We start from the raw sequence: 25,240 nt of genomic DNA, 5'->3' as shown, positions 1-25,240 counted from the left end.
CGTGGTAGGTACCACAATTTTTTCAAAAATCAGTGGCACATGTGTAAAAAATCCTTGCACACCATGTCATAATCTGACACACTTTCTCCTTAGAAAATTCAGAGGTGAAAAATATATGAATCGTAAGGCAATTTTAGCCCTATTTGTTGCAGCTTTCTTGACTGCTCCTACTTTTGCGAGCTCAGGCTCTTCTTCTAAACCACTTGCAGGAACATATCCAATTGTTCTTTCTCACGGTCTTTTTGGCTGGGGATCTAATTCAGGTGGTATCATCAGCATCATCAACTATTGGGGTGGAATGGATGACTACTTAAGAAGCCAAGGAGCAACGGTTTATGCTCCTTCTAAATCTGCAGCGAACTCAAACGAAGTACGTGGAAACCAATTCAAAACTTTGGTTCTTTCTTATGCAGCATCTTCCGGTTACACTGGAAAATTCCATATCCTTGGACACTCTCAAGGTGGATTGGACACTCGTTATGCAATCTCTAACTTAGGACTTTCTTCTAAAACAGCAAGTTTAACGACTCTCAATACTCCTCACTACGGTTCTCCTATTGCTGATATCGTAAAAGGTGTACTCCCTAGCTGGATCCAACCTTTCGTAGCAGTGATCGTAGAAACTTTGGTAAAAATCGTTTACGGTGGAACCAACCAACAAAATGCATTGGCAGCATTGACTTCTTTGTCTAAAGAAGGTCTTGTTGCATTCAACAAGGCAACGCCAAACGCATCTGGAGTGAAATACTTCTCTTACGGTTCCAGCATTACAATTCCAGACCTCATCCAACACCCTCTGATGGGACTTCTTCACCCTGCATGTGCAGCTGGTGGTCTTTTCCAAGGACAAGGAATCACTAACGATGGTTTAGTTCCACTTTCATCTCAAAAATGGGGAACTTGGAAAGGTGGTCCTTCTTACGGAATCTTCACCACTGGTATCGACCACTTGCAAGTATCCAACACTCTCAAATCAGGAAATCTTTGGTACGACGTAGAAGGTTTCTATCTTGATATGGGAAAAAACATGAAAGCGAATCAATAAACGCAAATCCCTTCGATTCGAAGAGGCTCAAAGCAAATGCTTTGGGCCTTTTTTTTGCATATAGAAAGCTCGGCATTTGCTTGCCAATCCCCACTGTCTGCTGTAAACTTTGTATCTTATCGTTATGAATAGAAAATTAATCCTAATCTTACTCTCCTCTCTTTCTGCTTTGGTTCTCATTCTGATCCTAATCAAAGTCTTCTCCGGCAGCCCGGAACAAACCCAAAACGAAGAGGAGAATCCAAATGACAAAGCTCAATCTTATTTTTCCAGCTCGGGAGATGGATTCGAAGTCGATCCCTACTACTTGGAAAGTTCCAAAAATCTATTTCAACCTGATGGAAGATTTCTCCGATTCGACGAGATCATGGACAGAGTGAGATCGGGAGAAATCAATCTGGTTTCCGAACTTTGGACCCTCAGAAGACAATGCCCGGAAGGAAGCACCAGAGAACAATGCAATGAATATATCAAAGCTTTCCTAAAAAACCAATATTCGGAAGAAGAAGCAAAACATCTGATGACCCTCCTGAACGGATACCTTCGTTACGAAGAAGCAATGGTTCAATTCGAAACTCCTAAAGATATTTCCAACCAAGAAAAATACGAATTGGTGAAAAACTTCAGAAGGAAATTTTTTTCCAATGACGATGCAAACTTAGTTTTCGGCCTAGAAGAAACCACTGCCGAATTTAGTTTCAATCGAAAACAATTCTTAGATGAAACCAAAAACGTAAGCGGAGACGAAAGGATCCGTCAATACGATCAGTTTAGAAAAAAAACATTCGGCAACTATTACGAATCTGTACAAGCTAGAGAACCTAAGTTCGGGAAATTTGAAACCGAAATGGAATTAAGAAATATAGAACTTTCCAAATTGGATTCTAGCCAAAGAGATACAAAAGAAAAAGAAATTCGAATTCGTTACTTTGGAAAAGACGGAAACGAAAGGATGGAAAAAGTCTTAAAAGACATGAAGGAAGAAGAGGAAAGAGAGAAAAAACTCGCCAAAGAAGAAGAGGAATATCTCAGAAAAAATCCGAACCTACCTGAGAAAGAAAAAGAAAAAAAACTATTAGAGATGAGAACTCAAATCTTAGGAAGCAAAGAACTTGCGGAAGAATATACACGCAGACAAGAATACGAAAAGAATATGAAGGAACTAACAGAGTAAAAATTCTTTTCTAACTAAGGAAGTTATCCTGAAACACAAACAATCTTTCCCAACTTTACTCACCATCCCCTTGGCCACTATCTTTCTGGCCTTGGGATTAGATCCCATCGCTTCCAGTCTATGCAGTCTGTTAGGTCTTTGGGTTCTCATCCGTCATTTGGAAACAATCACCGGGGAAACAAGTTTCAAATCGATCCTGTTTTATGGATTTTTATTTTCCTTTTCCATCACAATCTTCGCATTCACATGGATCTTCACTGCCGCACAAAATTTAACAGGTGCAAGCTGGCCTGTAGTATGCATTTGTTTTCTAGTCTACGGGCTTTTCTCTTTTTATAAAATCTTCTTTTTTTATATAGGAAAATGGGCATTCGAAAGATTCAGAAAAGAAGAACTTCCTTACACCTTTTTCCTTATCATCGGATACCCTTCCCTTTCCTTGATCAGCGATTGGTTGAGCCCTATGATTTTTCCAGTCTATTGGGGAGATTTTTTTCGAGGGAACTCCATCTTACGTCAGTTTGCAAGTGCGGCGGGAGTGGAAGGTTTAGGTGCGGTAGGATGGTTTTTCGCAGCAACCTCCTACCATTTCTTTCGCATCTATCGAGAAAATAAATCGAAAGGGAAACAAACGAATCCTTCTACTGCATTTCGCAAATTGAATATCGCACTGATCAGCACTGTTCTTTTGATTTTATCCTACGATGTACTGGTCCTATTCAGAACTCCTGAGACCCAAGGGGAAATTTTCGCGGCAGCGATACAACCTAATCCTAGTTTTGCGAAATTGGAACTTAGAGAAAATAAAGAATATATAGGCAAAACATTACAAACCGTTTTGGATATGGGAAAAGAGGCGATCCTTCGTTCTCCTAAAGCGATCGATCTTTTGATTTTTCCCGAATCCAGCGTTCCTTTTCATGGAACATCCCAAAAGGAAGAATCGAAAGAAACCTATTCTTCCACATTCTTAGGAATTCTGGAATACCTTTCCAAAACGGGAAACACTACCATTCTATTCAATGAACTTATATTAGATGATGGAACTAGGAACAGCGCAGGTCTTCTCAATTTCGAAAGGCAATCTGTGGAAAGATATTACAAACAAAAACTCCTCCCTTTCGGAGAATACCTTCCTTTCGAATCGAGCCTGCCGATCCTGAGAAATATATTTCCGGAAGCTTCTTCCCATAAGGAAGGTAAAAACTCTGGGATGTTCGTACTCTCTAAAAGCGGAAATATACCTGGGACAAACAGAAACCTAATCGAAAGGATTTCCGAGAACGAAGATTTGATCCTAAATCCGGTCTCCCTTTTCGAATCGGAAGCTGTTCCGAAAGAAGGCCTAACTCTTTCGACTTCTCAATTTTTTATCTCTTCATTGATTTGTTATGAGGTTATGGATCCCGATTTGGTGCAGAAACGATACGGAACAGGTTCCGCCCCCGACTTGATCGTCAATCTGACAAACGATTCTTGGTTTCAATCGGAAAGAGAATCTTACCAACATTCGGGAGCTGCCATGATGAGAGCCATAGAGACGGGAACACCTATAGTACGTTCGGCGGTTTCCGGAGTGACTCAAATCTTCGATCCCTGGGGAAGAGAAATCGTAGAAGCAAGCCCCTTCGAAAAAGAAGCGATCATCTACGTAAATATCCCAATCATTCGGGGAGGGATTCCCACTCTCTTTCGGAATTTAGGACCCTATCCTTTCCGAATTATTGCGGGTTTGAGTCTAATTTTTGCATTTTTGGCCGCAAGAGGTCTTTTTCCTCTTTCGAAGCAAAATTAAAAAATGAAATTGAAATTTACATAAGGCAAGAAAGGCTATTCGAATATGGAATGGGAAAAAGTCCTTCGCGACGCAGTAAAAGAAAATTCAATTAAAGAGTTACATTTAAGGAAGGTACCTTCTCTCAAAACTTGCGAAGATTGGAATAAAGTCACAGAACTGGGAACCATCGATCACAAAACGAAATATGCCTATTACAGAGGCGGACTAGTGAAATACGGAGACAGACTCTTCTTTGTGACTCAGGAACGTCTCGATGCGGTGTCCCCTTTTCGCAAATGGGAATTCAAATCCAAAATCAAAGTAACAGATCCGGAAATCGTTTCGGAGAAAAAATAGAAATAACTTTCGAGTTAAAAAACTAAGAACAAAAAAGATCAGCGATTCAGACGAATGATCATATTGAGCTTCTCTGCAATCGCAATCACTTCCATCACCTTCGATTTTTCAATGATGATCCCTGTCGGGCTCACTTCTTCCAAAACGAATTTTTTACCTTTGATCTGACCTAGAAGCAATTCCATCACCTGAGCATCTTTCGTTCTGAGAAGAACGGAATCTTCCGTGATTGTGACGATAGGCAAATTATTGCCCCAATCATCTAACAAGAAGAGCAGGTTTTGCGCCAATTCCGCTTTGCTGGATTCTCTTAAAAATTGAACGAAAGTTTCTTTTTCGTAACCGAGAAGTACTCCCAACTGGAAGGAATCCTTGGTCAAAACGAAAGTATAAACTCTGTCGTAATCTTTCAGTTCACAGAAAGCTTTTAATAAATGAATTCCATTGATGGAAACTCGATCCGGGAAAGCGATGATCGAGAAGTCCGGGTTGATCGTGATCCCGCCTTTTTCCGTAAGCGTAGCGAGAGGATCGTGATTGAAATAATGTTTTCCTAACTCCGCCAAACTAAGGTTTCGTTGAGGATACTCTACTTCGATAAGACCGAATAATTGTAAGTAAAAGATAGCGGAAATAATTTCTTTTCTAAGATCAGCCAGATCTTCTTCGTAAGTTTTGATTTGAAAAGTCGGTGCGAATACCAAATGATCTCTTACGATATGGGAAAAAATGACGGATACATTGATTTTTCCGTGAGCCATAATCAGCTTCACAGTTTTGTCTAAAATTCCTTTTTCATAAAAAGGAACTTCCGCCGCAGTGAACACTTCAGGTGGGCTGAGTCTTCTTGTGCGAGCTTCATTCACTTCGTGAATGACCACTTTCATAATCTCGAAAATATCTTTTTTGAGGAACTCGTCGGTTTCGCTAGTAAGGATTACATTCTCACCTTTGATGTCGACGTAACCTAACAATTTTAAAATGGGAAGTATAAGTTCGATTTGATAAACTTGGCTTTTCTCGGGAAAAATTTCGATATCAGGAGAAAGTAGTTCCGTTTCGGTGCGTTTGTGATCCGCTTGTTTGATCTTGCCGGATTTAGCCAGATTCAAACCCTTTCTGGAAATATAGGAAATTAATTTCTTAACATTTAGGAAGAAGTCCAAACCGTTCGCACTGATTTTTTCCTGACGAACTCTAGTTCCTTTTTTAACAGGAGGTAAAATCGGAGAGAACTGAAGGAAATCGAGAATTTCCTTAGGGATGACAATCACACGAATGAACTTGTCTTCCACATAATAGATGTCTCGAATCAGATATAAAGAAGCAAGAAGAGGGATAGATTGTTCGAACTTACCTCTATTGACTGTGATATAGTTACGGATTGTATCCGCTTCAATGACACCGCCATGAGTGTAGATCTTATGAAGCACATCGCGATCGAAATCGCCTAAAGAATCTATTACCTTTTGGAGAACTTCTTTGGAGAGAGCATGGACTAAAAAGTTTTCGACAGTGTCTTGTTTTTTGGCTCCTGTCGCGTCTTTCCACTCGTTAGGAATCTCCGCATAAGTGGATTTGTTCAGAGATTTTTCGATGGAAAATTTGAATTTTTCGCCCTTAGGATTCGATTCTACTTTGATGAGTTTGAGATACTCATCGTAAGCATGGTATTTATCTAAATTATTAGTAAGACGTTCCCTGTTCTTTCTTTGGTAGACCAGGTAGTATTTGCGTAGAACATTCAGTTCCATCTCCACGTTGATAGGAGGGATGTTTACTTTTCGGGAGATTTCCCCCAGGGTCATGACCCCTTTGTTCTTGAGAATGGAAGTGAGAATGTTGACTTGGAGAGGAGTGAACTTCTCCAAAACCCCTTTGAGGTAAAATTCGTTCTGAAAAATCTCCATTAGGCCCAGAATTGTGGACTTTTTGTCCTTTCCTGGCAATTTCTGGATGTTCCAAAGAGTCGCAATCTTCTTGATTTCGTTCAAATCGAGCTTTTCTAGCTCTTGGTACAATACACTCTCTTGGCTCATGGGGGTGATTTGATTAGTTTTTAGAGGTCACCTAATCCTGCAACTCTAATTCATTTGGAGGAAAGGAAGGGATTTTTCTCGTTTTCGGACCTCACTCGGGTCATAAAATTGCCCTATGGATTCCATTTCCGACTACCTATCCTTTGGAATGAACTCAAGTTTACGAGTCGTACATTCCAGTCTTGTCTTTACTACAAAGGCAGCATCCATCCTTGCCAAACTGGCAACAGGCAAAGCGAACCATAAAGAAATCGCAATCTCACTGAGGGAATCTTTCGAGTCCTTGGGAGCAACCTACATCAAATTAGGTCAATTCATTGCAAGCGCCCCTTCCCTCTTTCCGGGGGAATATGTAGAAGAGATGCAGAAGTGTTTGGATTCGGTTCGACCGGTCAGCTACAATGAGATCAGACATATCGTAGAACGAGAACTTGGCGATAAAATCAAAAACGTTTTTCATAGTTTCACGGAAGTCCCTTTGGCATCGGCATCCATCGCTCAGGTGCATCCTGCAATCACCAAAGACGGATTAGATGTTGTAGTAAAAGTACAACGTCCCGACATCCAAGTGACACTCAAAACGGATATGCAGATTTTAGGACTTTTGACTAAAATTCTGGAATGGATCGCTCCCGAATTCAAAAAATCGGGACTTACGGGAATGTTCCAAGAATTCCAAACTTCCATCCTTCAGGAAATCGATTTCATTCAAGAAGCAAGGAACATAGAAGAGTTCGAAGAGTATCTTTTAAAAACGGGAGAAACCAGAGCGAAAGTTCCCAGAGTCTATCATGGACTTTCCACAAAACAAGTGCTCACTATGGAAAGATTCTACGGAGTCCCTATCACGGACGAAGCAGGACTTCGCAATTTTACGAACAATCCCAGAAAGGTTTTGAACGATGCCTTGGAAATTTGGTTTTCTTCCTTGGCTTCCAAAGGATTTTTCCATGCAGACGTACATGCAGGAAACGTAATGGTCTTAAAAGACGGTCAGATCGGATTCATCGATTTCGGGATCGTAGGACGCATCTCACCTAATGTTTGGAAAGGTCTTATGCTGTTTACCCAAGGGATCGGAATGGGGGAACCCAGATTGGTAGCGGAAGGACTCGTTGCGATGGATTCCACGGACAGAGGAGTGAATCCGGATGCGCTTGCGGAACAATTGGAGACTCTCTTCGAAGAGATGGAAAATATCTACGAATCTATGGCGACGGGAGATGCAACCCAATTCGACGAATCCAAAGTCAATAGAATCATGTATGATCTGAAAGATATCGCAGAGAAAAACGGTCTGAAGATCCCGAGAGAGTTCGCACTCCTTATGAAACAGATGTTATATTTCGACCGTTATGTAAAATCAATGGCCCCGGAAATCAATCTCTTCCGGGATACCGGCAAATTCATAGCAAACTGAACAAAGGCGAATCCGAATATGAAGTCTTCCTTTCCCGGTTTGGATCTTTTGAAAGAAAATTCTTTCGGAGAGATTGTCTCTTTCGATTCGCAGACCCCTTCTCATTTTTTGACCGAGTTACTCGAACTGGGTTTTTTCCCGGGAGCGAAACTGAGAATCTTAAATACGGTCCCCAGTCAAAATAAAATGATCGTCCTCATAGGAGGAAGCAAAGTAGGACTTCGTCTCTCCGATTGTAAATTCATATTGGTGAAGGAAGAAATCATTCCTTCCACCACATAACATAAGTTCATGATGACAGAAAAAACCATTTATTTAGTCGGCAATCCCAATTGCGGCAAAACCACTCTCTTCAATCAATTGACAGGTCTCAGACAAAAAACGGGAAACTTCAGCGGAGTCACAATCGAAAGAAAAACGGGAACAATTTCCCAAGGAGAACAATCCCTGTCTTTGACCGATCTTCCTGGAACCTACGGATGGGGAGGGAAATCGGAAGACAAAAAAATCGCCTATGAAGTGTTACTTTCCAGAAAGCAGGAAGATGCCGCCATATACGTATTAGATGCATTGAATCTGGAAAGAGGGATGCAGTTCCTTCTTCAAATGGTGGACATGGGAGTTCCTTTGATCCTGACTCTTACCATGAAAGACGTTTTGGAGAAAAAAAACATCCGTTTGGATCTGCAAAAATTGGAACAAACTCTGGGTTTGAAGGTATTCCTCATCAACGCAAAATCGGGAGAGGGAGTCAGGGAGCTGAAAGAAGCCGTCTTTAGAAACGACTTCGCCAAACAAAAAAGACTTTGGACTTGGGACACCAAAGAAGAATCTCTTTTCGCCAAAGCGAAACAAGAGATAGGAATCCCGGAACCGGACGGAGAATTTTTTCTCTCACAAGCTTTCAAATACGTAAACAGGGATCTCAGCCTTCCCGATTCCCGTTACTTCGAATCGTTCCCGGAAGAAACCAGAGTTTGGATCAAAAAGGAGATAGAAAACAAAGAATACCGTTTCTCTTACCAAGAAGAAATCATACGTAAATCTTTCTTCATCAAACAAGTATTAGCAAAAGTTCTGCAAGCCTCCGCCAAGGAAAATTTCGCCTTTCAGAAAAAGGCGGATGCGTTTTTACTTCATCCTTTTTGGGGATTCGTTTTTTTCTTTTCATTGATGGCCATTTTGTTTCAAACATTGTTTTCCTGGGCGGAATATCCCATGGATGCGATCGAATCCGGCATTCAGTTTTTGCAAGGAACAGTGGGTTCCCTTTTGGAAGACGGACCTCTAAAATCGCTGTTAGTGGATGGAGTTATGGCGGGAGTGGGAAGTGTGGTCGTTTTCGTTCCTCAGATCGCACTTCTTTTCACATTCATAGGAATTTTAGAAGAATCAGGATATTTAGCGCGTGCTAGTTTTTTGATGGACCGTCTTATGGGAAGATTCGGTCTATCCGGAAAATCCTTCATTCCTTTGCTTTCTTCCGCAGCCTGCGCCGTACCTGCCATTATGGGGACCAGAACGATCGAAAACAAATCGGACAGACTCACTACCATTTTGGTTTCTCCCTTGGTGATGTGTTCTGCCAGATACCCCGTTTATATTCTGATCGTAGGGACGGTATTTTCCCTTCCTCCTTTGTTCGGATTCATCAATGTGCAAGGAATCGTTTTGTTCGGAATGTTTCTTTTGGGAATGTGCACCTCACTCGTCTTCGCACTTCTTTTCCGCCGAACTGTGTTTAAAGAAGATTCTTCCTATTTCATTATGGAACTTCCCAGATATATGGTTCCTTCCTTTAGAAGCATCGCCCATTCCGTATTGGGAAAAGTTCGATCCTTTTTGACAACAGCAGGACAAGTGATTCTTTATATTTCAGTATTATTGTGGTTTCTATCCAATTTCCCTGCGAGTTTTGAAAACGAGGAATGGAAAACAAGCCCCATAGAATCGTCCTATATCGGAACAATGGGAAAAACGATAGAGCCGGTTTTATCTCCCATGGGTTTCGATTGGAAGATAGGAATCTCCATCATCACTTCGTTTGCCGCTAGAGAAGTGATGGTATCCACCTTGGCAGTGCTATATGGAACGGAAGACTCCGAAGAATCGGAATCTCTCAGGGATTCCTTACGATCAGAAAAAAGAAAAGACGGCTCCCCTCTTTGGACTCCTCTCACAGGAATTTCACTGCTTCTGTTCTTCGCATTTGCCAGCCAATGTATGTCCACTCTGGCAGTTGTAAGAAAAGAAACGGGAAGTTTGGTTTGGCCTTTCGTTCAATTCGCCTATATGACCGCACTTGCAGTCGCCTCTTCCTTACTTATCTTTCAGTTGGGAAAAGCTTTTGGTTTTTCTTAATCTGCCGATGATGAGAGTAGAGGTTTCTCTTGGACTTTATTCTCGGCAAAAAAACAATCACTCGTTCTTCCAGACCCTATCTCATCGCTGAGATCGGTCTCAATCATAACAATGATTCGGAGATAGGCAAACGAACCATCCAAGCCGCAAAAAAAGCGGGGGCGGATGCGGTGAAATTCCAATCTTACATCACGGAAGACTTCGTGAACGAGAAGGACAAAGACGCCAAATTTCTTTTCGATATATTCAAACAGTACGAACTTTCCGAATCCAAACATAGGGAGTTTCAAAAAACGGCGGAAGCAGAAGGCCTTGATTTTTTTTCCACTCCACTTTGCCTCAAATCTGTGGACCTTCTTGTTTCCCTTAAAGTTCCCGTTTTAAAAATCGCTTCCGGAGATATCGTCAACTATCCTTTGTTAGAAAAGGCGATCTCCACAAAACTCCCTCTGATCGTATCTACCGGTGCGGCATTGCCTGAGGAAGTGGTTCGAACATTGAGTTTGTTTCGAACCAACGGAACCAATCTTTCCCTGTTACATTGTGTTTCTCTTTATCCTACTCCTGCGGAAAAAGTGAATCTAAACTCCATCCCTTTCTACTTGGATACGACTCCTTATGTGGTCGGTTTTTCTGATCATTCCGCAGGGCCATTGGCGCCGAGCATTGCAGTAGGAATGGGAGCTTCTCTTATCGAAAAACATTTCACTTTGGACAAAAACTTGGACGGGCCGGATCATTCCATCTCCGTTGACCCGGAAGGTTTGAAACAGGTTTCCGAGCAGATTCACCAAGCATACGATATGCGGGGAGTCTACGGTAAAAACACTCATCAAGAAGAATTGAACGGATGGTTTTGGGGAAGAAGATCTCTTTATAAAAAAGAAGGACAACTCATTGCGATGAGACCCGCACTTCATACGAAAGATTCCTGTTATGCGGAAGCTTGGGACTACTCCAAAATAAAAGACCCGTCTCTTTTTTCAGAGGACGGGCCGATTCGAAATTCCTGGAAATAAATCGATTAGATTTTTTTAATCAATCGATCCAAAAGCGTTTTGAGGAAAACAGGGTTAGGTGTTCCGCTGTCGATCCTCTTATCATTGATATAAAGAGAAGGAGTCGCTTGGATGTTCAATCGTCCCGCTTCTTCGATTTCTTTGTTCAACTGATCGGACGCTTCTTTAGAACTCATGCAAGCTTTCAATTGGTTTACGTTGAGAGAAAGAGTGTTCGCTAAATTGAGCACTGTGCTTGTGGAATGAGCCACTCCCTTCTCCGTATTGTCGTAAAGCCCTCTATACATTTGTTCGAACTTTCCTTGTTTGTCCGCACAGATGGATGCCATAGCAGCCACGCAGGAACTAGCACCAGGTCTCGCTTGTTGCACGAAATGGTTACAAGAGCCGTCTAACGGGAAATTGCGATACACAACTTTTACCATTCCGTCATATTCGGAAAGAACGGTATGAAGGATGTGGGATGTATGAAGACAATGACCGCAATTGAAGTCGGCATATTTAACGATCGTGATAGGAGCGTCTTTTTTACCGATGGAAGCAGAGCCGGAAATATCGATATTCAAAGCTGGACTCGCCTCGTATTCCGCGACTTTTTTCTCGATCTCGGAAGTATCCATTCCCTTACTTGTGGAAAGAGTATTCGAAGAAGGAGAAGCGGTTAGTTTGGAAGATGCGTATCCTACCGAAAAGGAAAAGAAAAACACCAAAGCAAGCGTGCCGATAGTGGAAACGATCGCCGATTTTAATTTTTGATAATCTGCTTTAACTTCTTTCACAAGCAAAACTCCCGTAACTCCGATGATGAAAGTGACTAAGTATGTAAAGGCGCATAACTGACACACTGTGCCGATGATCCCTACGGAAATGCCGAATAAAACGATGTCCAACAGAAAACCTAACGCTGCAATAGCGACAATCAAAAGACTTCTGGTTTGGAAACTTTCTTCGTCGGAAGGGCGAAGATTTAAGAAGAATAAAAAACTAAGGACTCCGTAAAACCCGAACCCGAAAAGAGCGATGGGAACGTCCCCTAAAATAGGAACATTAGGAATGGCGGAAAAACTACTTTCTGCCACCTTAAGGCAGGAAGATCCTCCTCCCATAGCGGAACAGGCGGAGTTCGCTATATTGTCCGTTCCCAAACCAAAGTATTCCACAGCCAACAGGAAGGATAACACCAAACCTGCGATGCTCGCGGCAATACCGATGATATTTAATTTTTTTCGGTCCATTGACTCACTTCCTCTTAAACTTTCGAAAATTCCCGAAAGGTTTCCTTTAAATTAATTTTTCCTTCGTAAACGGCTTTTCCTGTGATGGCACCGTAAAGTTTCCCGTTCGTAACTTGGCGCAGTCGTTTCAGATCCTCCAAAGAAGAAACCCCTCCGGATGCGATGAGTTTCATTTCAGGGAAACGATCCAAAATATCTTTATAAATTTCAAAATTGGGTCCAAGCATCATACCGTCCTTGGAGATGTCGGTAAAAATGATATGACGAACTCCCATAGAATGCATGTTTTCCAAAAAGCCGAAGATCGTTAAACCGGTGTTTGTTTCCCAACCTTTGGTTCTTACGATTCCGTCTTTTGCATCCACTCCCACCACGATTCTTTCCGTTCCGTAAACCTTTAGACCTTCTTCGACCACTTTAGGTTGCTCTACTGCTATGGTTCCCAAAATAAAACGATCGATTCCCAAATCGTCATAAAAAGCCATGGAATCGAGAGAGCGGATTCCTCCACCTAACTCTAATTTCATTTTACAGAAAGAACGAATGTTTCGGATCGCTTTTCCATTGTCGGAACTTCCCGTTTTGGCAGCGTTCAAGTCGACGATATGGAGAAGTTCTCCTCCGTCTTTTTCGAAACTGACAGCCATCTCTTCCGGCCGGGAGGAATAAACGATTTTTTGATTGTAATCGCCTTGAGTGAGACGAACCGCCTCGTTGTCTAATAAATCGATTGCAGGGATAATGAACATATTCAGATTTCGATAAAATTTTTGATGATTTGCAGACCTAGTTTGTCCGACTTTTCCGGGTGAAACTGAGTTCCCATCACGGAACCTTTTTCCACCACTGCGGGAAAGGTTTCACCATAATAACGACAATTAGCCGTAGCATCGGCTCTATCCACACCTGTAGGTCTGTAGGAATGGATAAAATACATAAAGGATTCGTTCTGGATTCCCTTTAGAATTTTAGTCGATTTGGATTTGATTTCGTACAGTTTGTTCCAACCCATATGAGGAACTTTGGAAGTGGGTTTTCCTTCGAACTTTCTGATTTTACCTCGCACCAAACCCAAACCTTGGACGAGTTGTCCCTTTTTGGAAGTTTCGTCCGAGTCTTCAAATAACACTTGATAACCGATACAAATTCCCAGAAGAGGTTTTTCCTTCAGAATGTGTTCTTTGATGGAATCTGTAAATCCCGATTGGTTCAGGTTTTCCATCGCTTTGTGAAAATGCCCGTCTCCTGGCAAAATCACTTTATCCGCCTTTGCGATGTCTTTCGGTTGATTCGTAAACTGAAACTGATCCGTATAAAGTGAAACCGCTTTCAATAAGGAATGGATATTTCCCATTCCGAAATCAAGAATTGCGATCACTCTAACATACCTTTGGTGGAAGGAATTTGACCCGCCGCCGCAGGATCCAATGCGATCGCTTGCCTAAGAGCTTTTCCCAAACCTTTGAAGATGGATTCGTGGATATGGTGGCGATTGTCCCCGTAGTGAACCACAATATGCAGATTCATTTTTGCATTGAGAGCCAATTTTTGCATAAACTCCAAAGTGAGTTCCGCATCGTAAATTCCGAACTTTCCGTCCAACTCGGGGCCGGTGTATTTGAAGAAAAAACGACCGCCCAGATCCACGGCAACGGTAGTCAAAACTTCGTCCATAGGAATGGTAAAATGGCCGTATCGAAAGATACCTTTTTTATCCCCTAATTGTTTATGGATCATTTGTCCCATAAGAATGGCAGTGTCTTCCACGGAATGGTGACAATCGATTCCTATGTCCCCCCGCAGATGGAGATCCATATCGATCAAACCGTGTTTGGAAATATGAGAGAGCATATGCTCAAAAAAGGGGATTTCTGTATCAAAACGGTAATTTCCGGTTCCGCGAACCTCCAGGTCCAAACGGATATCGGTTTCCGAAGTTTTACGGGATTCGATCATATTCTGAGCATGCTTGGCGGAAAACCACCATGTCAACCGAGAAAGAAACCTGGTTTTCGGGAAATCTAAGAAGGGAGGCTGACTAAACCGACAATATCGTAACCTACGAAAATCCAAAGCATATAAATAGCGGTGATCAAAAGGAAAATAATAAATCTTTGAAAATAGGGATTCATGGCTAGCATTCGAAATTTCTCTCTATACTAACATTAACAATCCCGGTCTGTAAATATCCCAGCTGGGACAGAATTTTTATTTTTTTTCGATTTCCCTAAGGAAGGAAAATGGGGAGAGAAACGGAAAATTTCGTGCCTGAAGAATCGGAATTCAGTTCAATTCGTCCGTCATGTTTCTCTACGATTTGTTTGGTGATATGAAGCCCTAGCCCTGTCCCCTCTCCTGCAGGTTTCGTCGAAAAGAAAGGTTCAAAAACTTTCTTTTTGTCTTTTTCGGGAATGCCCTTCCCTGTGTCTTGAACGGATACAACCGCATAACTTATATCGTTTGAAACTTCCTGTCTGATGGAAATGCGAAGTATCCCCTTCCCCGTTTCCATCGCTTGAATGGAATTATGGATCAAATTGGTCCAAACTTGAATGAGTTCGTCCGGATAACATAAGAATGCGGGAATCTCATCGAAGTTTTTCTGCACTTCGATTCCGAATTTCAAAGGATGGGAAAATATAATAAGCACGGTTTCAATCCCTTCTTGGATGTGAGAAAGTCGTTTTTCCGCCTTAGGATCCAAATGAGTGAATGTTTTCAAGGACTGGATGATTTTAGTGACGCGATCGGAAGCTTGATGAATCCCTTCCATTTTTCTAAGGAAACCGATCCACTCGGAAGTTTTAATCCAAACGGAATCACATTCCGGATCCGTTAGATATTCCTTGTAATCTTCAGAAATAGAAACAAATCCTAAATCCACAAGCAGTTCCGCCTTCGAAGAAGGATTCGGACATCCGATTTCATTCAGATACTTTTCAATCTCTTTGCGGACAGTTCGTTCTCCGATTCCCGGTAAATTACGTTTGGGTTCATCCGCAAATCGAAGCAATTTTTCGAACAAAGATAATTTTTTTCCCTGAAGAATAGACCCGAAAGAAGGAAGATCGGAAAGCATCTGTTTCAGCGAATAAAGTACGTTTTGTTCGGCAAGACGGATGACTGCCATAGGCGAATTGATCTCATGAGCCACTCCCGCAACTATGATGCCCAAAGAAGACATTTTTTCGGACTGAACCAATTGGTATTGAGCCGCCAAAAGTTCTTTTTCCGCAAGATTCACAATCGCAGAATGGATTCGGGATAGATAAACGCTTTGGGACAAAACGAACGCAAGTAATCCGAAACTCAAACTGTCTTTCCATGAAGTGGAAAAGAAAGTGGAACAGATATCCACAACGATGCTCACCATAAGTATGATCATCCCTGAAATCAAAATCAATCTTCCTTGTCGATCCGCCATCCATATCTTTGCCAAAATATAAAAGCTTAAAGAAAGAGGAATGAAAGTGAAAACCAACATAGGATGAAGAGTGAAACTCAACCAATAAAGGGAACCGAATACGGCAAAACAAGAAGCAAGTATGTACAACGAAGAGAAACAATGAACCCACAAAATGGGAACTGCTTGAGGATACAAGGAACGCACATAATACATCGCAATCGCAGCCCCGGAATAATTGGTTAGATAGTCAAGCCTAAACGGAAGTTCTCCGTCCTGCAGATTTCCGATGATGGCAAAAACATAAGAACCGGTTACTGTCAAACGTAAGGACATGACAAAACAAAATGCAGAGAACAAAAGAGAACTTGGGTTTTTACGACGGAAAAAATAAAGAAAGAGCTGATACAATCCTAATAAAAATAAACCTCCCATAGCGAAAGATTCTCGAATCATATCCGTACGAGAAGAGGAGATCATATAACTTCTTTCTCCCAAAGCGGGAGCCTTCCACATTCCTCCTCTTATATGCATGGAGTTGGAAACCTGAACATACAAAACGGCGTTTTTCCCGATTTCATTCAAAGGGAAAATAGTTTCTCCGAAAGACATCCATTCCGTTCTCCCGGCAAATGCGGAAGAAACTCTTCCGACTTCCCCGATCTCTTCTCCGTTTACGATGAGTTTGGCGGCAACTCCATAAAGACCCGAATTCAATCGGTAGTCCCTAAAGGCAAATCGCTGAGGCAATTTCAATTTCAAAACATAAGTGCCCCATCCCAAACCTTCTCTATCAGAGGAAGGGAACAAAACTTGATCGTTCCAAGTTCCCCTAGAAACGACAAGATGAGGTTTGCCGGAAGCAGGATGACGATCGTCCACCCATTCTTCCGGGTAAAACAACCATTCCCCGTCTAACAAGATCATGTTTGTTTCGGAAAGATTCCAAGAAGAAAGATCGATTTCTCCGTCGATAGCCCGGGGAGAAAAGTCGGTATTTTGGCAGCTTAAAAAAATGCAAAAACAGAAAAGAGCGGCGCATCTAAGGAAGCGTTTCATTTTCGACAGTCTCCGTTTTTGTTCCTAGAATGGCAGGACAAACTTATGATTTGCCTGGTCCGAAGATGATTCTTAATATTCGAATGAGTAACAAAATCAATTCAAAAAATAAATTTCCTTAGAACGATGATCCCTTTTCCAAAGCGAAGCAGAAACGAATCTTCTCTCCTTCTTCCGAAAATTGAAACCCTTTCGCATGCAAAGCTAGTATTGAATCTTCGATCAATTTTCTTCCTCTTCCCAAAGATTCATGCCGAGTCGTTTTGGAATCGAAATTGAAACAGACCTTATCTCCTTCTTCTAAGATCTCCCATACGGGATCCCCGAAACCGTATTTCAAGTCGTTGTTTGTGATTTCGGTAAGAAGAGATAAAAACTGTTTTTCCTTTCCTTTGAGAGAAAATCTTTCCAAAGACTCGGGAAATCGAAACTTCAGCTTTCTTCCCGAAATGGAATACCTTCGGATCAGGATGGACTTCATTCCCAGCAAAAAATCTCCGGATAGATTTTGCACATCCTCTTTCACCGAGATCCCTGACTGGAGGCTGCTGATCAAAAACAAGGCGGTGTTTTTCAACTCTTCCTTTTTTTCACTGCTGACAACCTCCCCGATGGGAATTTTATCAACAGCTAACATAAGTTGAGTGAGTCCTGCGCCCAGATAATTATGCATGTCGCTGTAGATGGAAGTCCTTTCCTGCTGCACAAGTTTGGCCTGAAGCATAAGAATTTTCTGTTTTTGGGTTACGTTCTGAAGATTCAGTTTGTACCACCAATTGAACGTAAGTATGGCGAAGATATAAGTGGGAATTCCGTATGTGGACATAACGATGAATCTGGAAATGATGTTATCCAAAGGGCCCAAAAATGTATAACGAATGAAAGAATATAAATAAATTCCCACCCAGAATAGAAAGAACTGATATGGTTTTCCAGGAAAAAGAAAAACGGACAACATTAACACTAGATATACGGCATATCCAACTCTAACGTTATCGAACTCTCCCACAGGATCGAAAATTTGAGTTTCGATTTCCAGAACGATCCCTACAGTCAAAAAGAATAGATAAAGAAAAATATGCGTCCTTCTTTCCCTTCCGCCGGAAAGTAGAATCAAAACGACACTGACCAAACACATTGTAAAGTCGAGATAGAATAAAATAGGAACATTCCTTTTCCATTCCAAATAACAACCAAGTGCATTTGCGAATAAGAATGCGAATCCGAAATAGAAGCGGGGTTTTTTGGTGATTTTTCTGAAAATCAGTTCATAACGAGAATGGGATTCCATTTATCTTTTGAACTTCAGAATCAATTCGCTTTTTGATTTAACTTCCAGTTTGCGATAAATGCTTTTTAATTGGTTTCGAACCGTACCGTCCGAAGTTCCCAAAGACAGGCTGATGTCTTTCGTATTCTCTCCGTTCACGATTCGATCCAATATTTGTTTTTCTCTTTCGGTAAGAACGCTTACGATCGAATTTTGACTGGCAGGAGTCTGAAAATGTTTGATGATACGAAGAGCGATGCTTTGTGTTAACAGAACTCCTTCCTCTAACAATACTTTGGAGGTCTCCGGAAGATTTTTCACATCCGATTTCCAGATGTATCCGCAAGCTCCGTGACGAATCGCCTGAAACACTCTTTCCTCATCCTGAAAGATGGAAAGAACGGAAATTTTGGCTCCCGCATAACGAGTAGATAAGTAAGGAATGATTTCCAATCCGTCCACATCGGGAAGTCCCAAATCCAGATACACAAGATCCACATGTTCGGGTTGATTGGCGGAAAAGTCGCGAAATGAAGTGAAGTGGATGATTTTATAACCGTTTCCTTCTTCTTGAAAACGGGAAATCGTTTCGTGTGCGAACGATAAGTCATCTTCCAATAAGAGGATGACTTTTTTTAAAGCATCGTTCATTTAAACTAACTCTGCTTATTTGCCAAATCTTTGGCTTAACATTCGAATCAATTCTTGGATGGATTCTTCTACGTATTTAAAATGTTTCGGTTTCATAGGTTCCATCGGCATCAGACTATGGATTTTTTTATAACGTTCGAAGGCTTCCCTTACATACTCCAAATATTTTTTTCCGTTGATTGAGTGTCTTTTGAAGATGTTTTCGTTTTCTAAAAATAAATTTTTGAATTGAGTCCCGTAATCGGCTTCGCCTAAAAAATAATACCTTAAGTCTTTCGTTGCTTGGGAATAAGCGATGTCAAAAGCGGTGATAAATCTTTTAGAAGAGGAAGCGGAAGCGACAGTTCCGGAAGATTTAGAGGAGGTTTCCATTTTGGCAACCGCAGCCTCGATCGCCTTTTTTTCCGTTTCGATTTTTTCTTTTTCGAAGTCTTTGGAAAGTTTTTCCCTTTTCAAAACTTCGTTGATCGTACTGGACTTAGGTTCAGCCATGCGCTTTATTATCTCTATTTGACAGCTTTGTCAAGAAATTACCGAAAAAAACTAATTCCTTGCTTTTCTCAAAGCGCAGTTCGGCAACCAATCACATCTCAAACAGACAGGATCCGTTTCCTGAAAACTGGAAGGTGGGCAGATATTGGCATTTGGCACCTGTTTATCGAGAAGAAAAGCTTCTATCTGCGCCAGATCCACCCATTTTGAAATTTGAGATAACAATTGCTCATTGGCTTTTTTCTGATCGGAAAATAGTTCCTCTGTTCCGGGAGAACTCTGTTTGACGGGAACATTTGGGGATTCCTCTAAGGTTTCCCATTCCGCTCCGGGTAACGTAGGTAAGTTCTTAGGCTGAATGTATTTTTCAAATAAAGTATAGAGTAGAATTCCTGTAACCATTCCTCCCATATGAGCGGTGTTCGACATAGGCACATTCATAAATATGCTGAGAGCGTATCCTACCAAAAATGCAACCCAAGCGGCATTGCTTGCTCTTACAGGAAAAATAAAAATCACAATCATCGCATTCGGATAAAAAACTCCGAAAATGGCAAGAAGCCCGAACACTGCCCCGGAAGCTCCCACTACCAAAGTAGAAGGATCATAAAGAATGGGAATGTCTCCTCCCAACTTCACATTCAAGTAAGCGGATAAAACAACAAAGGCCCCACCACCTAACTGAGATAAGAAATAGAGAAGTGTAAACTTAAATTTTCCTAGAATAGGAACGAGATAGTTTCCCATCATATACATGGCATACATATTAAAGAGCAAATGAAAAGGAATGATTCCTTGTTGGTGAAGGAAACCGTATGTAAACACCTGCCAGTAGGCACCGGAAAAAAAGAATTTAGGAATGAGGGCAAAACGATAGATCAGCTGCTGTTCCGCAACCATCTGAATTAAATAAACAAGGACGTTGAAGATTAAAATTAAGTTGAGCGGATGAAGAATTGGATTTCCGAATAATTTCAAATCTTCCCTGCGGCTTTCTCTCATACATCTTCCAGTATTTGCAAATCAGAGAAAGAAACAAGGGAAATAAAAAAAAGGGGGTCCCCTTTCGGCGCCCCCCCGGGAGTGATTTTAGACAAAATCAGGCAACAGACTTTGTCTTGATTATCAATCACTAAGATGATCGGAATTTTAGGGATTTGAGTTAATAGCCGAGAAAGTTTTTTAAGCAATTTTAGAAAGGGAACGAAGTGCGTCCTTGTTCAGAATATCGATTTTATTCTTTTCTACGGAAATATAATCTCTGGCTTTTAGGTCTGCCAAAGCACGCACCAAGGTCTCCGTTTGAATGCCTATGAAACTAGCCAACACGTCCCTCGTGATCTTTAGATCCACTCGATTGCGGCTTCCCTGTGCATTGTCTAAAACAATTATGATTTCAGCCAGTTTCTCATGAACTTGTTTCGTTCCTAAGGAAACGATTTGTTCCTCGGACTCTCTCCATTCCTTCGCCATCTGACGGAACACGTCTTTTTGGAAGGAAGGATCTTCCTGTACCAAAGTTTCCACCAGTTCCCTGGTAAGATAACATGCATCCGTATCTTCCACAGCAATGGCATTGTGATGAAAAGAGCTTTGGGAGATGCAGTCTCTGAACCCGAGCCAGTCTCCAGGACCTCTCAGGCAAAAGGTTTGTTCTTTGCCGGAAGGAAGTTGTGCAAAACAACGTACCAGACCTTTTTTGATAAAGAAGAAGCCGTTGGCAGGTTTACCTGCTTCTAGGATATGAGTGCCTTTTTTGAAGAGATTGTATCCTTTCTCTTCATTGATTTTGACGATGGTAGAATGCGCCGCACAATGCAAAACATTATGATTTCTATAATCACAATCAAAACAGTCAGGATTGGTATCTACATCCATGGAAAGTAAACAGACCTACCTTTTTCTTTAGCGCAAGTTATTGCGAAGTCCATCTTATTTTTAGAAAATTTCTAAAACAGGGAAGCTATTTTCCCAGAAAAATAGGACTCCTTTTTTCCGCTACACTGTTTAGAGTCTCCAAGAAGTCGGCAGAGAGAAAATTTCGTGCCTGAGAGGATGCTTCCTTTTTTAGGGCTTTGTCCAAAGTCTTCCAGGAATACAGATTTTCTTTTAACTCTTGCAAGGCGAGAGGAGCTCCGTCCGCCATATATTTCGCATACTCTTTGGCTTTCGAATAAACATCTTGTTTCGGAACGGAATCCCAAGCCAGTCCCCAGTTTTTTGCATCGATCCCGGAAAAGGTTTCTCCCGTAAGAAGCAGTCTGCCTCCCAAACTTTTCCCTAAAAGTTCAGGGGAAAGAAAGGAACTTCCCATACCGGGATGGATTCCCAATCTAACAAAGTTAAACGAATACTTTCCTTCGTCGGCAAACACTCTTAAGTCGCAAGCAAAAGCCAAAGACAAACCGGCTCCGATCGCATGTCCGTTCAATGCTGCGATGACGGGAACATTCAAGTTACGAACGGAAAGAAAAAAGCTGTAAAACTTTCTCATATCACGTTTGTTTTGCGAATAAGTTTTTTTAGAAAAAGATCTGAGAAGATTCAAATCTCCTCCTGCACAGAACACATCGTTTTTACCGGATACGATGACGGCACGAGGAAGAGTTTTTTCCTTACGCAACGATTGGATGACGGAATAAAATTCTTCTCCCATCTTCCAAGTCATTGAATTTCGGGAGCTGGGATTATTTAAAAAAATGGAAACGATGTTGCCCTGTTTCAGGGTTTCCGTTTCAACTTCTAGGAACTCGTATTGGCTCATATTTATACAGCAACTTCCTGTAAGCTGAATGCTTCATACCAAATTTTATCTTGGATGGAAAGAGGGCGTTCTGCAAGACCTAGGTTCTCGAAATAATCCAATAAAATTTCCAAATGAATGGATTCCTCTTCTTCCGCTTTCCAAAGCGCAGCATCGATTCCTCTGCTGACCATCGCTTCCGAACGAACTCTGTTTTTATAATATTCCGGTTTTCCGGAAAAGATCAAATGAGAAGAAATCAAATCGAAACGAATCGTATCTACGATCTTACGGAAAGAAATTTCCGATTCCAAAAAGTAACGAGAAGCCACCTCGGTTTGGAAATAGTCCCCCCAAGTGATGATGTCGGGCAAAACTCCATGTCTTTCCTTGATCCTCAATTGCGCCTCTTCTTCCGTAAAAAGAGTGGTGGCGAATCGATCCACGATTTCATAGAGATCGACTAAAATAGCCAATTTTTCCGGGCTAAGCAAACCCTGGCGGATCATCGGCAAAAGTTCGGGATTTACGTTTTTAGGGAGAACTAATTCCATATACTTCCTCTTTCGGAGGATTTTGTCGTTTTCCCGCATCATTTTCCAGGCTCGAATTTGGATTTTAGGCCTGCAAAAATCGATATTATAAGTATGGCTATCGGCAGATCCGATTCGATGCAGGAACTCATCACGATCCTGGAATCTCTTTTCGAAGAGACGATCGTAGGATCGGACGTGAATATAGTCAAACATCTGTTCTACTATCTTAAAGCGGACAATCGGGAATTCGAATTCATTTACGAAGAAGAAATCCTGATTGCGGCGGTGGAAGAGATCCGGACGGACACTGTCGTTTTGATGATTCCCGACCTTGTGGAAAAAGGTTCCAGAAGAGCCAGGGTCAGATTCGAGGTGATGAACATCAACTACCAGTTCGAGGTGGTGATCTCCGACATCCATCAAGATCAAATCATCATTCGTACACCTACGGAGCTGCAATCCTACCAACTAAGAACCAACAAAAGGATTCCTGTGGACGATTTGTTCATGAACTTCATCATTCTGTTTCGTTCCTTAACGGGCGGTTCCAGAGAAGTGGGAAAAAACCTTTATGCGGAAAGTCGTTTCCCTCATTTGATGAAGGAGATTCGAAAGGATCAGCCGGATCTCAAACTATTGAATGTGATTCTTACGGATGCCATTCAAAAAGTTTCCAAGGAATATGAACTCAAGTTTTTTCAGGAAGGAGTTCATCTATCGGAAACGGAATCTTTCGTTAAAAAAACTTTGGAAAGAACCGCGAAGACGATTTATATCCCAGACTGCAGCAGGGTAGATTCTTACATTCAAACCACGGACAGCGAATTTTTATTCAATTACCATTCCGAATACAAACAGATGGTGGAGGACTTGGGCGAAGATTTCACTTTGGAATTTTTCGAGTCCATGAGGAAATCGGAATCAAGAGACTTTTTGGTTTCTTACGTGATCGCTCCGATCCGACTTTATGACGATGTGGTCGGTTACGTGAAAGCCTACTCTACAGCTATGGATCGTTATACGGTTTCCAACACTCAGGCGATTTACATTCACGAACTTTCCGAAATCATCAGTTATGCATTCACAAAAGTGACCATTCAATACGGAAGTTATGAAACGATGAAAAGTACGACCAGAGTGGTCGACATTTCCTTGGACGGCCTTTTGTTTGAAATTCAAGACAAACGTTTGTTCCATTATTTAAAACGCCACAATATCATTAAAATGTTCATTCCTCTTACGAAAGACAGAACTATGATCGTCCGGGGAGAGATCATCCGATTTTTGGACAGAGGAGATCACTATCATTTGGGAGTGAATTACTTCAGCACTGCTCCGGATGATATGTTGTATTTGGAAGCCTTTTTATTCGAAAAAAGTATGAAGATTCTTTCCGAGTAAAATCAGAGAATCTCAGTGAATTCCTGATTGTTTTTCCGCAAGTCTCACCGCATTTAGAATTTCTTCGGAAATGGTTCCTTCACCGGTATAATAGATTCTCAATAATTTTCCATGTTCTACGAGTTTGTCTCTGTAGTCTTTTTCCTTCTGAGAACCTCTCGTTTCCTTCCACTTCAAATTATAATATTCGCAAGCTAATTTATGAAGATAATAGTCGGATTTACGAAGAGACAAAGATTTTGCCAAAGCCTCTTCCGCTTTTTCGGACCACTCATCCTTGTTTTTGCGGGCATCCATTCCTGAGGCCAATGCATTCGCTCTTACAAACTGAAGATAAGCGGATTCGAAACTGTACAACCAAGCTTCGTAATTTTTAGGATTCAAAGTTCTGGCTTCTTTTGCGATTTGAGGAAGTAGTTCCAGACTCTTAGGATTTTCCTTTCCTTCCGTTTTGAATTGATAGATGAGGAACCTCATATATTCCAGATAGAATAATAGTTTTTCCTGTGCATTGGAAAAACGTTCCCTGTTTTTCCAAGCTTGCGAAAATTCGTATGCTGCGGATACGTATCCTTCTCCATCCTGCCAATGCACCTTTCCTAATGCGAAATGAATATCAGGATGCCCGGGGTCCATGGAAATGGCTCGTTTGTACAAACGAATCGCTTCTTCTAACTTTCCTTTGGCGACAAAATGATCAGCTTGTTTTTTTGCGATGAATGCTTCTTCGTATTTAGTGGTATCCAATAACCTAGCAGCAGTTACAGGTCGATCTTCGATCAAACGAAGGTATCCTTCCCCTCGAACCTGCCATCCGAAAAATGTCGTTTGGAAAACGGATTTCACTGTGACCATTCCCACGATATTTCCGTCCCGATAGGTTTTATGATCCGGATTTTTTTCCAAAAGATATAGAGTCTGTCCTACTCTGAGTCCTTTCGGACTGGGAACTTTCACAGTCACAGTATCCGGACGAGTGTCCACGTCCAATTCGGCGGAGACTTTATCCACTTCGAAAAAACTTGCCTTCTCGATTCCAATGACTTCGCCTACAATGATCATGCGAAGAGGATCGAGAGAGTCTTGGCTTTTGAATGCGAAAGCAAGCCTTTCTTCCGAAGTTTGCGAAAACAAGGAAAACAAACTTAAGAATAAAGACAAACATACCAAGACGAATCGAAAGGACATACTACCCAAACTATCGGCCGAAACGAAGGAATAGAAACAGATTTATCAGCCCGCTTATGGCAGAAAGATG

At 41.5% G+C, this 25,240-nt stretch carries 23 protein-coding genes; 9 read left to right on the top strand and 14 right to left on the bottom strand.

The window, feature by feature from the left end:
* Positions 1-115: 115 nt before the first annotated feature.
* From EHS15_RS02610 to EHS15_RS02595, 4 genes are all read left to right on the top strand, one after another.
* Entirely contained in the window at positions 116-1,045 is a 930-nt protein-coding gene (locus EHS15_RS02610; RefSeq protein WP_135758983.1) for an esterase/lipase family protein, read from the top strand.
* A 124-nt stretch (positions 1,046-1,169) separates the two neighbouring features.
* Positions 1,170-2,219 carry a lipase secretion chaperone gene (locus EHS15_RS02605; protein ID WP_135758982.1) on the top strand — a complete coding sequence of 350 codons (1,050 nt, stop codon included), beginning with the start codon at positions 1,170-1,172 and terminating at the stop codon, positions 2,217-2,219.
* A gap of 91 nt (positions 2,220-2,310) precedes the next feature.
* Positions 2,311-4,014 (top strand): apolipoprotein N-acyltransferase, encoded by a 1,704-nt coding sequence (locus tag EHS15_RS02600; protein WP_135758981.1) that lies wholly within the window; start codon positions 2,311-2,313, stop codon positions 4,012-4,014.
* A gap of 45 nt (positions 4,015-4,059) precedes the next feature.
* Complete coding sequence (locus EHS15_RS02595) at positions 4,060-4,353, top strand: hypothetical protein (RefSeq protein ID WP_135758980.1); 294 nt, start codon at positions 4,060-4,062, stop codon at positions 4,351-4,353.
* Between the two features lie 38 nt (positions 4,354-4,391).
* On the opposite strand, the gene EHS15_RS02590 is transcribed toward EHS15_RS02595, so the two are convergent.
* Positions 4,392-6,392: a helicase-associated domain-containing protein gene (locus tag EHS15_RS02590; RefSeq protein ID WP_135758979.1), complete on the bottom strand. Its 2,001-nt coding sequence runs from the start codon at positions 6,390-6,392 to the stop codon at positions 4,392-4,394.
* 115 nt (positions 6,393-6,507) lie between these two features.
* Between EHS15_RS02590 and EHS15_RS02585 the strand changes: the two genes are divergently transcribed.
* Genes EHS15_RS02585 through EHS15_RS02570 form a run of 4 tightly spaced genes read left to right on the top strand, consistent with a single transcriptional unit; the run spans position 6,508 to position 11,192 of the window.
* Positions 6,508-7,812, top strand: a complete 1,305-nt coding sequence (locus tag EHS15_RS02585) for an ABC1 kinase family protein (RefSeq protein WP_135758978.1) — start codon at positions 6,508-6,510, stop codon at positions 7,810-7,812.
* A gap of 18 nt (positions 7,813-7,830) precedes the next feature.
* Positions 7,831-8,094 (top strand): FeoA family protein, encoded by a 264-nt coding sequence (locus EHS15_RS02580; RefSeq protein WP_135758977.1) that lies wholly within the window; start codon positions 7,831-7,833, stop codon positions 8,092-8,094.
* Positions 8,095-8,106: 12 nt separating this feature from the next.
* Positions 8,107-10,173, top strand: a complete 2,067-nt coding sequence (gene feoB / locus EHS15_RS02575; RefSeq protein WP_135758999.1) for a ferrous iron transport protein B — start codon at positions 8,107-8,109, stop codon at positions 10,171-10,173.
* A 29-nt stretch (positions 10,174-10,202) separates the two neighbouring features.
* The gene (locus tag EHS15_RS02570; protein ID WP_135758976.1) at positions 10,203-11,192 is read left to right on the top strand and encodes an N-acetylneuraminate synthase family protein; all 990 of its coding nucleotides are present in this window, start codon (positions 10,203-10,205) and stop codon (positions 11,190-11,192) included.
* Positions 11,193-11,197: 5 nt separating this feature from the next.
* Here EHS15_RS02570 and EHS15_RS02565 read toward each other — a convergent pair whose 3' ends face one another.
* From EHS15_RS02565 to EHS15_RS02510, 12 genes are all read right to left on the bottom strand, one after another.
* Positions 11,198-12,427, bottom strand: a complete 1,230-nt coding sequence (locus EHS15_RS02565; protein WP_135758975.1) for a vitamin K epoxide reductase/DsbA family protein — start codon at positions 12,425-12,427, stop codon at positions 11,198-11,200.
* A 14-nt stretch (positions 12,428-12,441) separates the two neighbouring features.
* Positions 12,442-13,176 (bottom strand): 1-(5-phosphoribosyl)-5-[(5-phosphoribosylamino)methylideneamino]imidazole-4-carboxamide isomerase, encoded by a 735-nt coding sequence (gene hisA, locus EHS15_RS02560; RefSeq protein WP_135758974.1) that lies wholly within the window; start codon positions 13,174-13,176, stop codon positions 12,442-12,444.
* 2 nt (positions 13,177-13,178) lie between these two features.
* Positions 13,179-13,805, bottom strand: a complete 627-nt coding sequence (gene hisH, locus EHS15_RS02555; protein ID WP_135758973.1) for an imidazole glycerol phosphate synthase subunit HisH — start codon at positions 13,803-13,805, stop codon at positions 13,179-13,181.
* Positions 13,802-14,383: an imidazoleglycerol-phosphate dehydratase HisB gene (gene hisB / locus EHS15_RS02550; protein ID WP_135758972.1), complete on the bottom strand. Its 582-nt coding sequence runs from the start codon at positions 14,381-14,383 to the stop codon at positions 13,802-13,804. Before hisB ends, hisH begins: the two co-directional genes overlap by 4 nt.
* Before the next feature lie 271 nt (positions 14,384-14,654).
* A complete protein-coding gene (locus tag EHS15_RS02545; RefSeq protein WP_135758971.1) occupies positions 14,655-16,889 on the bottom strand; it encodes a sensor histidine kinase in 2,235 nt (744 codons plus the stop codon).
* 118 nt (positions 16,890-17,007) lie between these two features.
* Positions 17,008-18,180 carry a hypothetical protein gene (locus EHS15_RS02540; RefSeq protein WP_135758970.1) on the bottom strand — a complete coding sequence of 391 codons (1,173 nt, stop codon included), beginning with the start codon at positions 18,178-18,180 and terminating at the stop codon, positions 17,008-17,010.
* Positions 18,181-18,810 carry a response regulator transcription factor gene (locus tag EHS15_RS02535; RefSeq protein WP_135758969.1) on the bottom strand — a complete coding sequence of 210 codons (630 nt, stop codon included), beginning with the start codon at positions 18,808-18,810 and terminating at the stop codon, positions 18,181-18,183. It lies immediately after the preceding gene.
* Positions 18,811-18,825: 15 nt separating this feature from the next.
* A complete protein-coding gene (locus EHS15_RS02530; RefSeq protein WP_135758968.1) occupies positions 18,826-19,302 on the bottom strand; it encodes an LIC11177 family protein in 477 nt (158 codons plus the stop codon).
* 51 nt (positions 19,303-19,353) lie between these two features.
* Positions 19,354-20,304 (bottom strand): rhomboid family intramembrane serine protease, encoded by a 951-nt coding sequence (locus EHS15_RS02525; RefSeq protein ID WP_135758967.1) that lies wholly within the window; start codon positions 20,302-20,304, stop codon positions 19,354-19,356.
* Positions 20,305-20,484: 180 nt separating this feature from the next.
* Positions 20,485-21,180 (bottom strand): Crp/Fnr family transcriptional regulator, encoded by a 696-nt coding sequence (locus tag EHS15_RS02520; protein WP_135758966.1) that lies wholly within the window; start codon positions 21,178-21,180, stop codon positions 20,485-20,487.
* An 85-nt stretch (positions 21,181-21,265) separates the two neighbouring features.
* A complete protein-coding gene (locus EHS15_RS02515) occupies positions 21,266-22,066 on the bottom strand; it encodes an enoyl-CoA hydratase/isomerase family protein (protein WP_135758965.1) in 801 nt (266 codons plus the stop codon).
* 2 nt (positions 22,067-22,068) lie between these two features.
* Complete coding sequence (locus tag EHS15_RS02510; RefSeq protein ID WP_135758964.1) at positions 22,069-22,599, bottom strand: hypothetical protein; 531 nt, start codon at positions 22,597-22,599, stop codon at positions 22,069-22,071.
* A gap of 93 nt (positions 22,600-22,692) precedes the next feature.
* On the opposite strand from EHS15_RS02510, the gene EHS15_RS02505 reads away from it, so the two are divergent.
* Entirely contained in the window at positions 22,693-23,982 is a 1,290-nt protein-coding gene (locus tag EHS15_RS02505) for a PilZ domain-containing protein (RefSeq protein ID WP_135758963.1), read from the top strand.
* Between the two features lie 12 nt (positions 23,983-23,994).
* Here the strand turns inward: EHS15_RS02505 and EHS15_RS02500 are convergent, their stop codons facing one another.
* Positions 23,995-25,170 (bottom strand): tetratricopeptide repeat protein, encoded by a 1,176-nt coding sequence (locus tag EHS15_RS02500; protein ID WP_135758962.1) that lies wholly within the window; start codon positions 25,168-25,170, stop codon positions 23,995-23,997.
* Positions 25,171-25,240 lie beyond the last annotated feature (70 nt).

The organism is Leptospira idonii, from assembly GCF_004770995.1.
In the GTDB taxonomy this organism is placed as follows: domain Bacteria; phylum Spirochaetota; class Leptospiria; order Leptospirales; family Leptospiraceae; genus Leptospira_A; species Leptospira_A idonii.
Note: the sequence above shows the minus strand (reverse complement) of the source record. Positions and strands in the feature narration are given on the sequence as shown.

Coding starts and splice junctions, on each gene's coding strand:
- EHS15_RS02505 (WP_135758963.1), top strand. CDS start 22,693: ATGGCTATCGGCAGATCCGATTCGATGCAGGAACTCATCACGATCCTG.
- EHS15_RS02510 (WP_135758964.1), bottom strand. CDS start 22,599: ATGGAATTAGTTCTCCCTAAAAACGTAAATCCCGAACTTTTGCCGATG.
- EHS15_RS02515 (WP_135758965.1), bottom strand. CDS start 22,066: ATGAGCCAATACGAGTTCCTAGAAGTTGAAACGGAAACCCTGAAACAG.
- EHS15_RS02605 (WP_135758982.1), top strand. CDS start 1,170: ATGAATAGAAAATTAATCCTAATCTTACTCTCCTCTCTTTCTGCTTTG.
- EHS15_RS02580 (WP_135758977.1), top strand. CDS start 7,831: ATGAAGTCTTCCTTTCCCGGTTTGGATCTTTTGAAAGAAAATTCTTTC.
- hisA (WP_135758974.1), bottom strand. CDS start 13,176: ATGTTCATTATCCCTGCAATCGATTTATTAGACAACGAGGCGGTTCGT.
- EHS15_RS02525 (WP_135758967.1), bottom strand. CDS start 20,304: ATGAGAGAAAGCCGCAGGGAAGATTTGAAATTATTCGGAAATCCAATT.
- EHS15_RS02535 (WP_135758969.1), bottom strand. CDS start 18,810: ATGAACGATGCTTTAAAAAAAGTCATCCTCTTATTGGAAGATGACTTA.
- feoB (WP_135758999.1), top strand. CDS start 8,107: ATGACAGAAAAAACCATTTATTTAGTCGGCAATCCCAATTGCGGCAAA.
- EHS15_RS02585 (WP_135758978.1), top strand. CDS start 6,508: ATGGATTCCATTTCCGACTACCTATCCTTTGGAATGAACTCAAGTTTA.
- EHS15_RS02565 (WP_135758975.1), bottom strand. CDS start 12,427: ATGGACCGAAAAAAATTAAATATCATCGGTATTGCCGCGAGCATCGCA.
- EHS15_RS02530 (WP_135758968.1), bottom strand. CDS start 19,302: ATGGCTGAACCTAAGTCCAGTACGATCAACGAAGTTTTGAAAAGGGAA.
- EHS15_RS02595 (WP_135758980.1), top strand. CDS start 4,060: ATGGAATGGGAAAAAGTCCTTCGCGACGCAGTAAAAGAAAATTCAATT.
- EHS15_RS02545 (WP_135758971.1), bottom strand. CDS start 16,889: ATGAAACGCTTCCTTAGATGCGCCGCTCTTTTCTGTTTTTGCATTTTT.
- EHS15_RS02500 (WP_135758962.1), bottom strand. CDS start 25,170: ATGTCCTTTCGATTCGTCTTGGTATGTTTGTCTTTATTCTTAAGTTTG.
- EHS15_RS02610 (WP_135758983.1), top strand. CDS start 116: ATGAATCGTAAGGCAATTTTAGCCCTATTTGTTGCAGCTTTCTTGACT.
- EHS15_RS02590 (WP_135758979.1), bottom strand. CDS start 6,392: ATGAGCCAAGAGAGTGTATTGTACCAAGAGCTAGAAAAGCTCGATTTG.
- hisB (WP_135758972.1), bottom strand. CDS start 14,383: ATGATCGAATCCCGTAAAACTTCGGAAACCGATATCCGTTTGGACCTG.
- EHS15_RS02540 (WP_135758970.1), bottom strand. CDS start 18,180: ATGGAATCCCATTCTCGTTATGAACTGATTTTCAGAAAAATCACCAAA.
- EHS15_RS02520 (WP_135758966.1), bottom strand. CDS start 21,180: ATGGATGTAGATACCAATCCTGACTGTTTTGATTGTGATTATAGAAAT.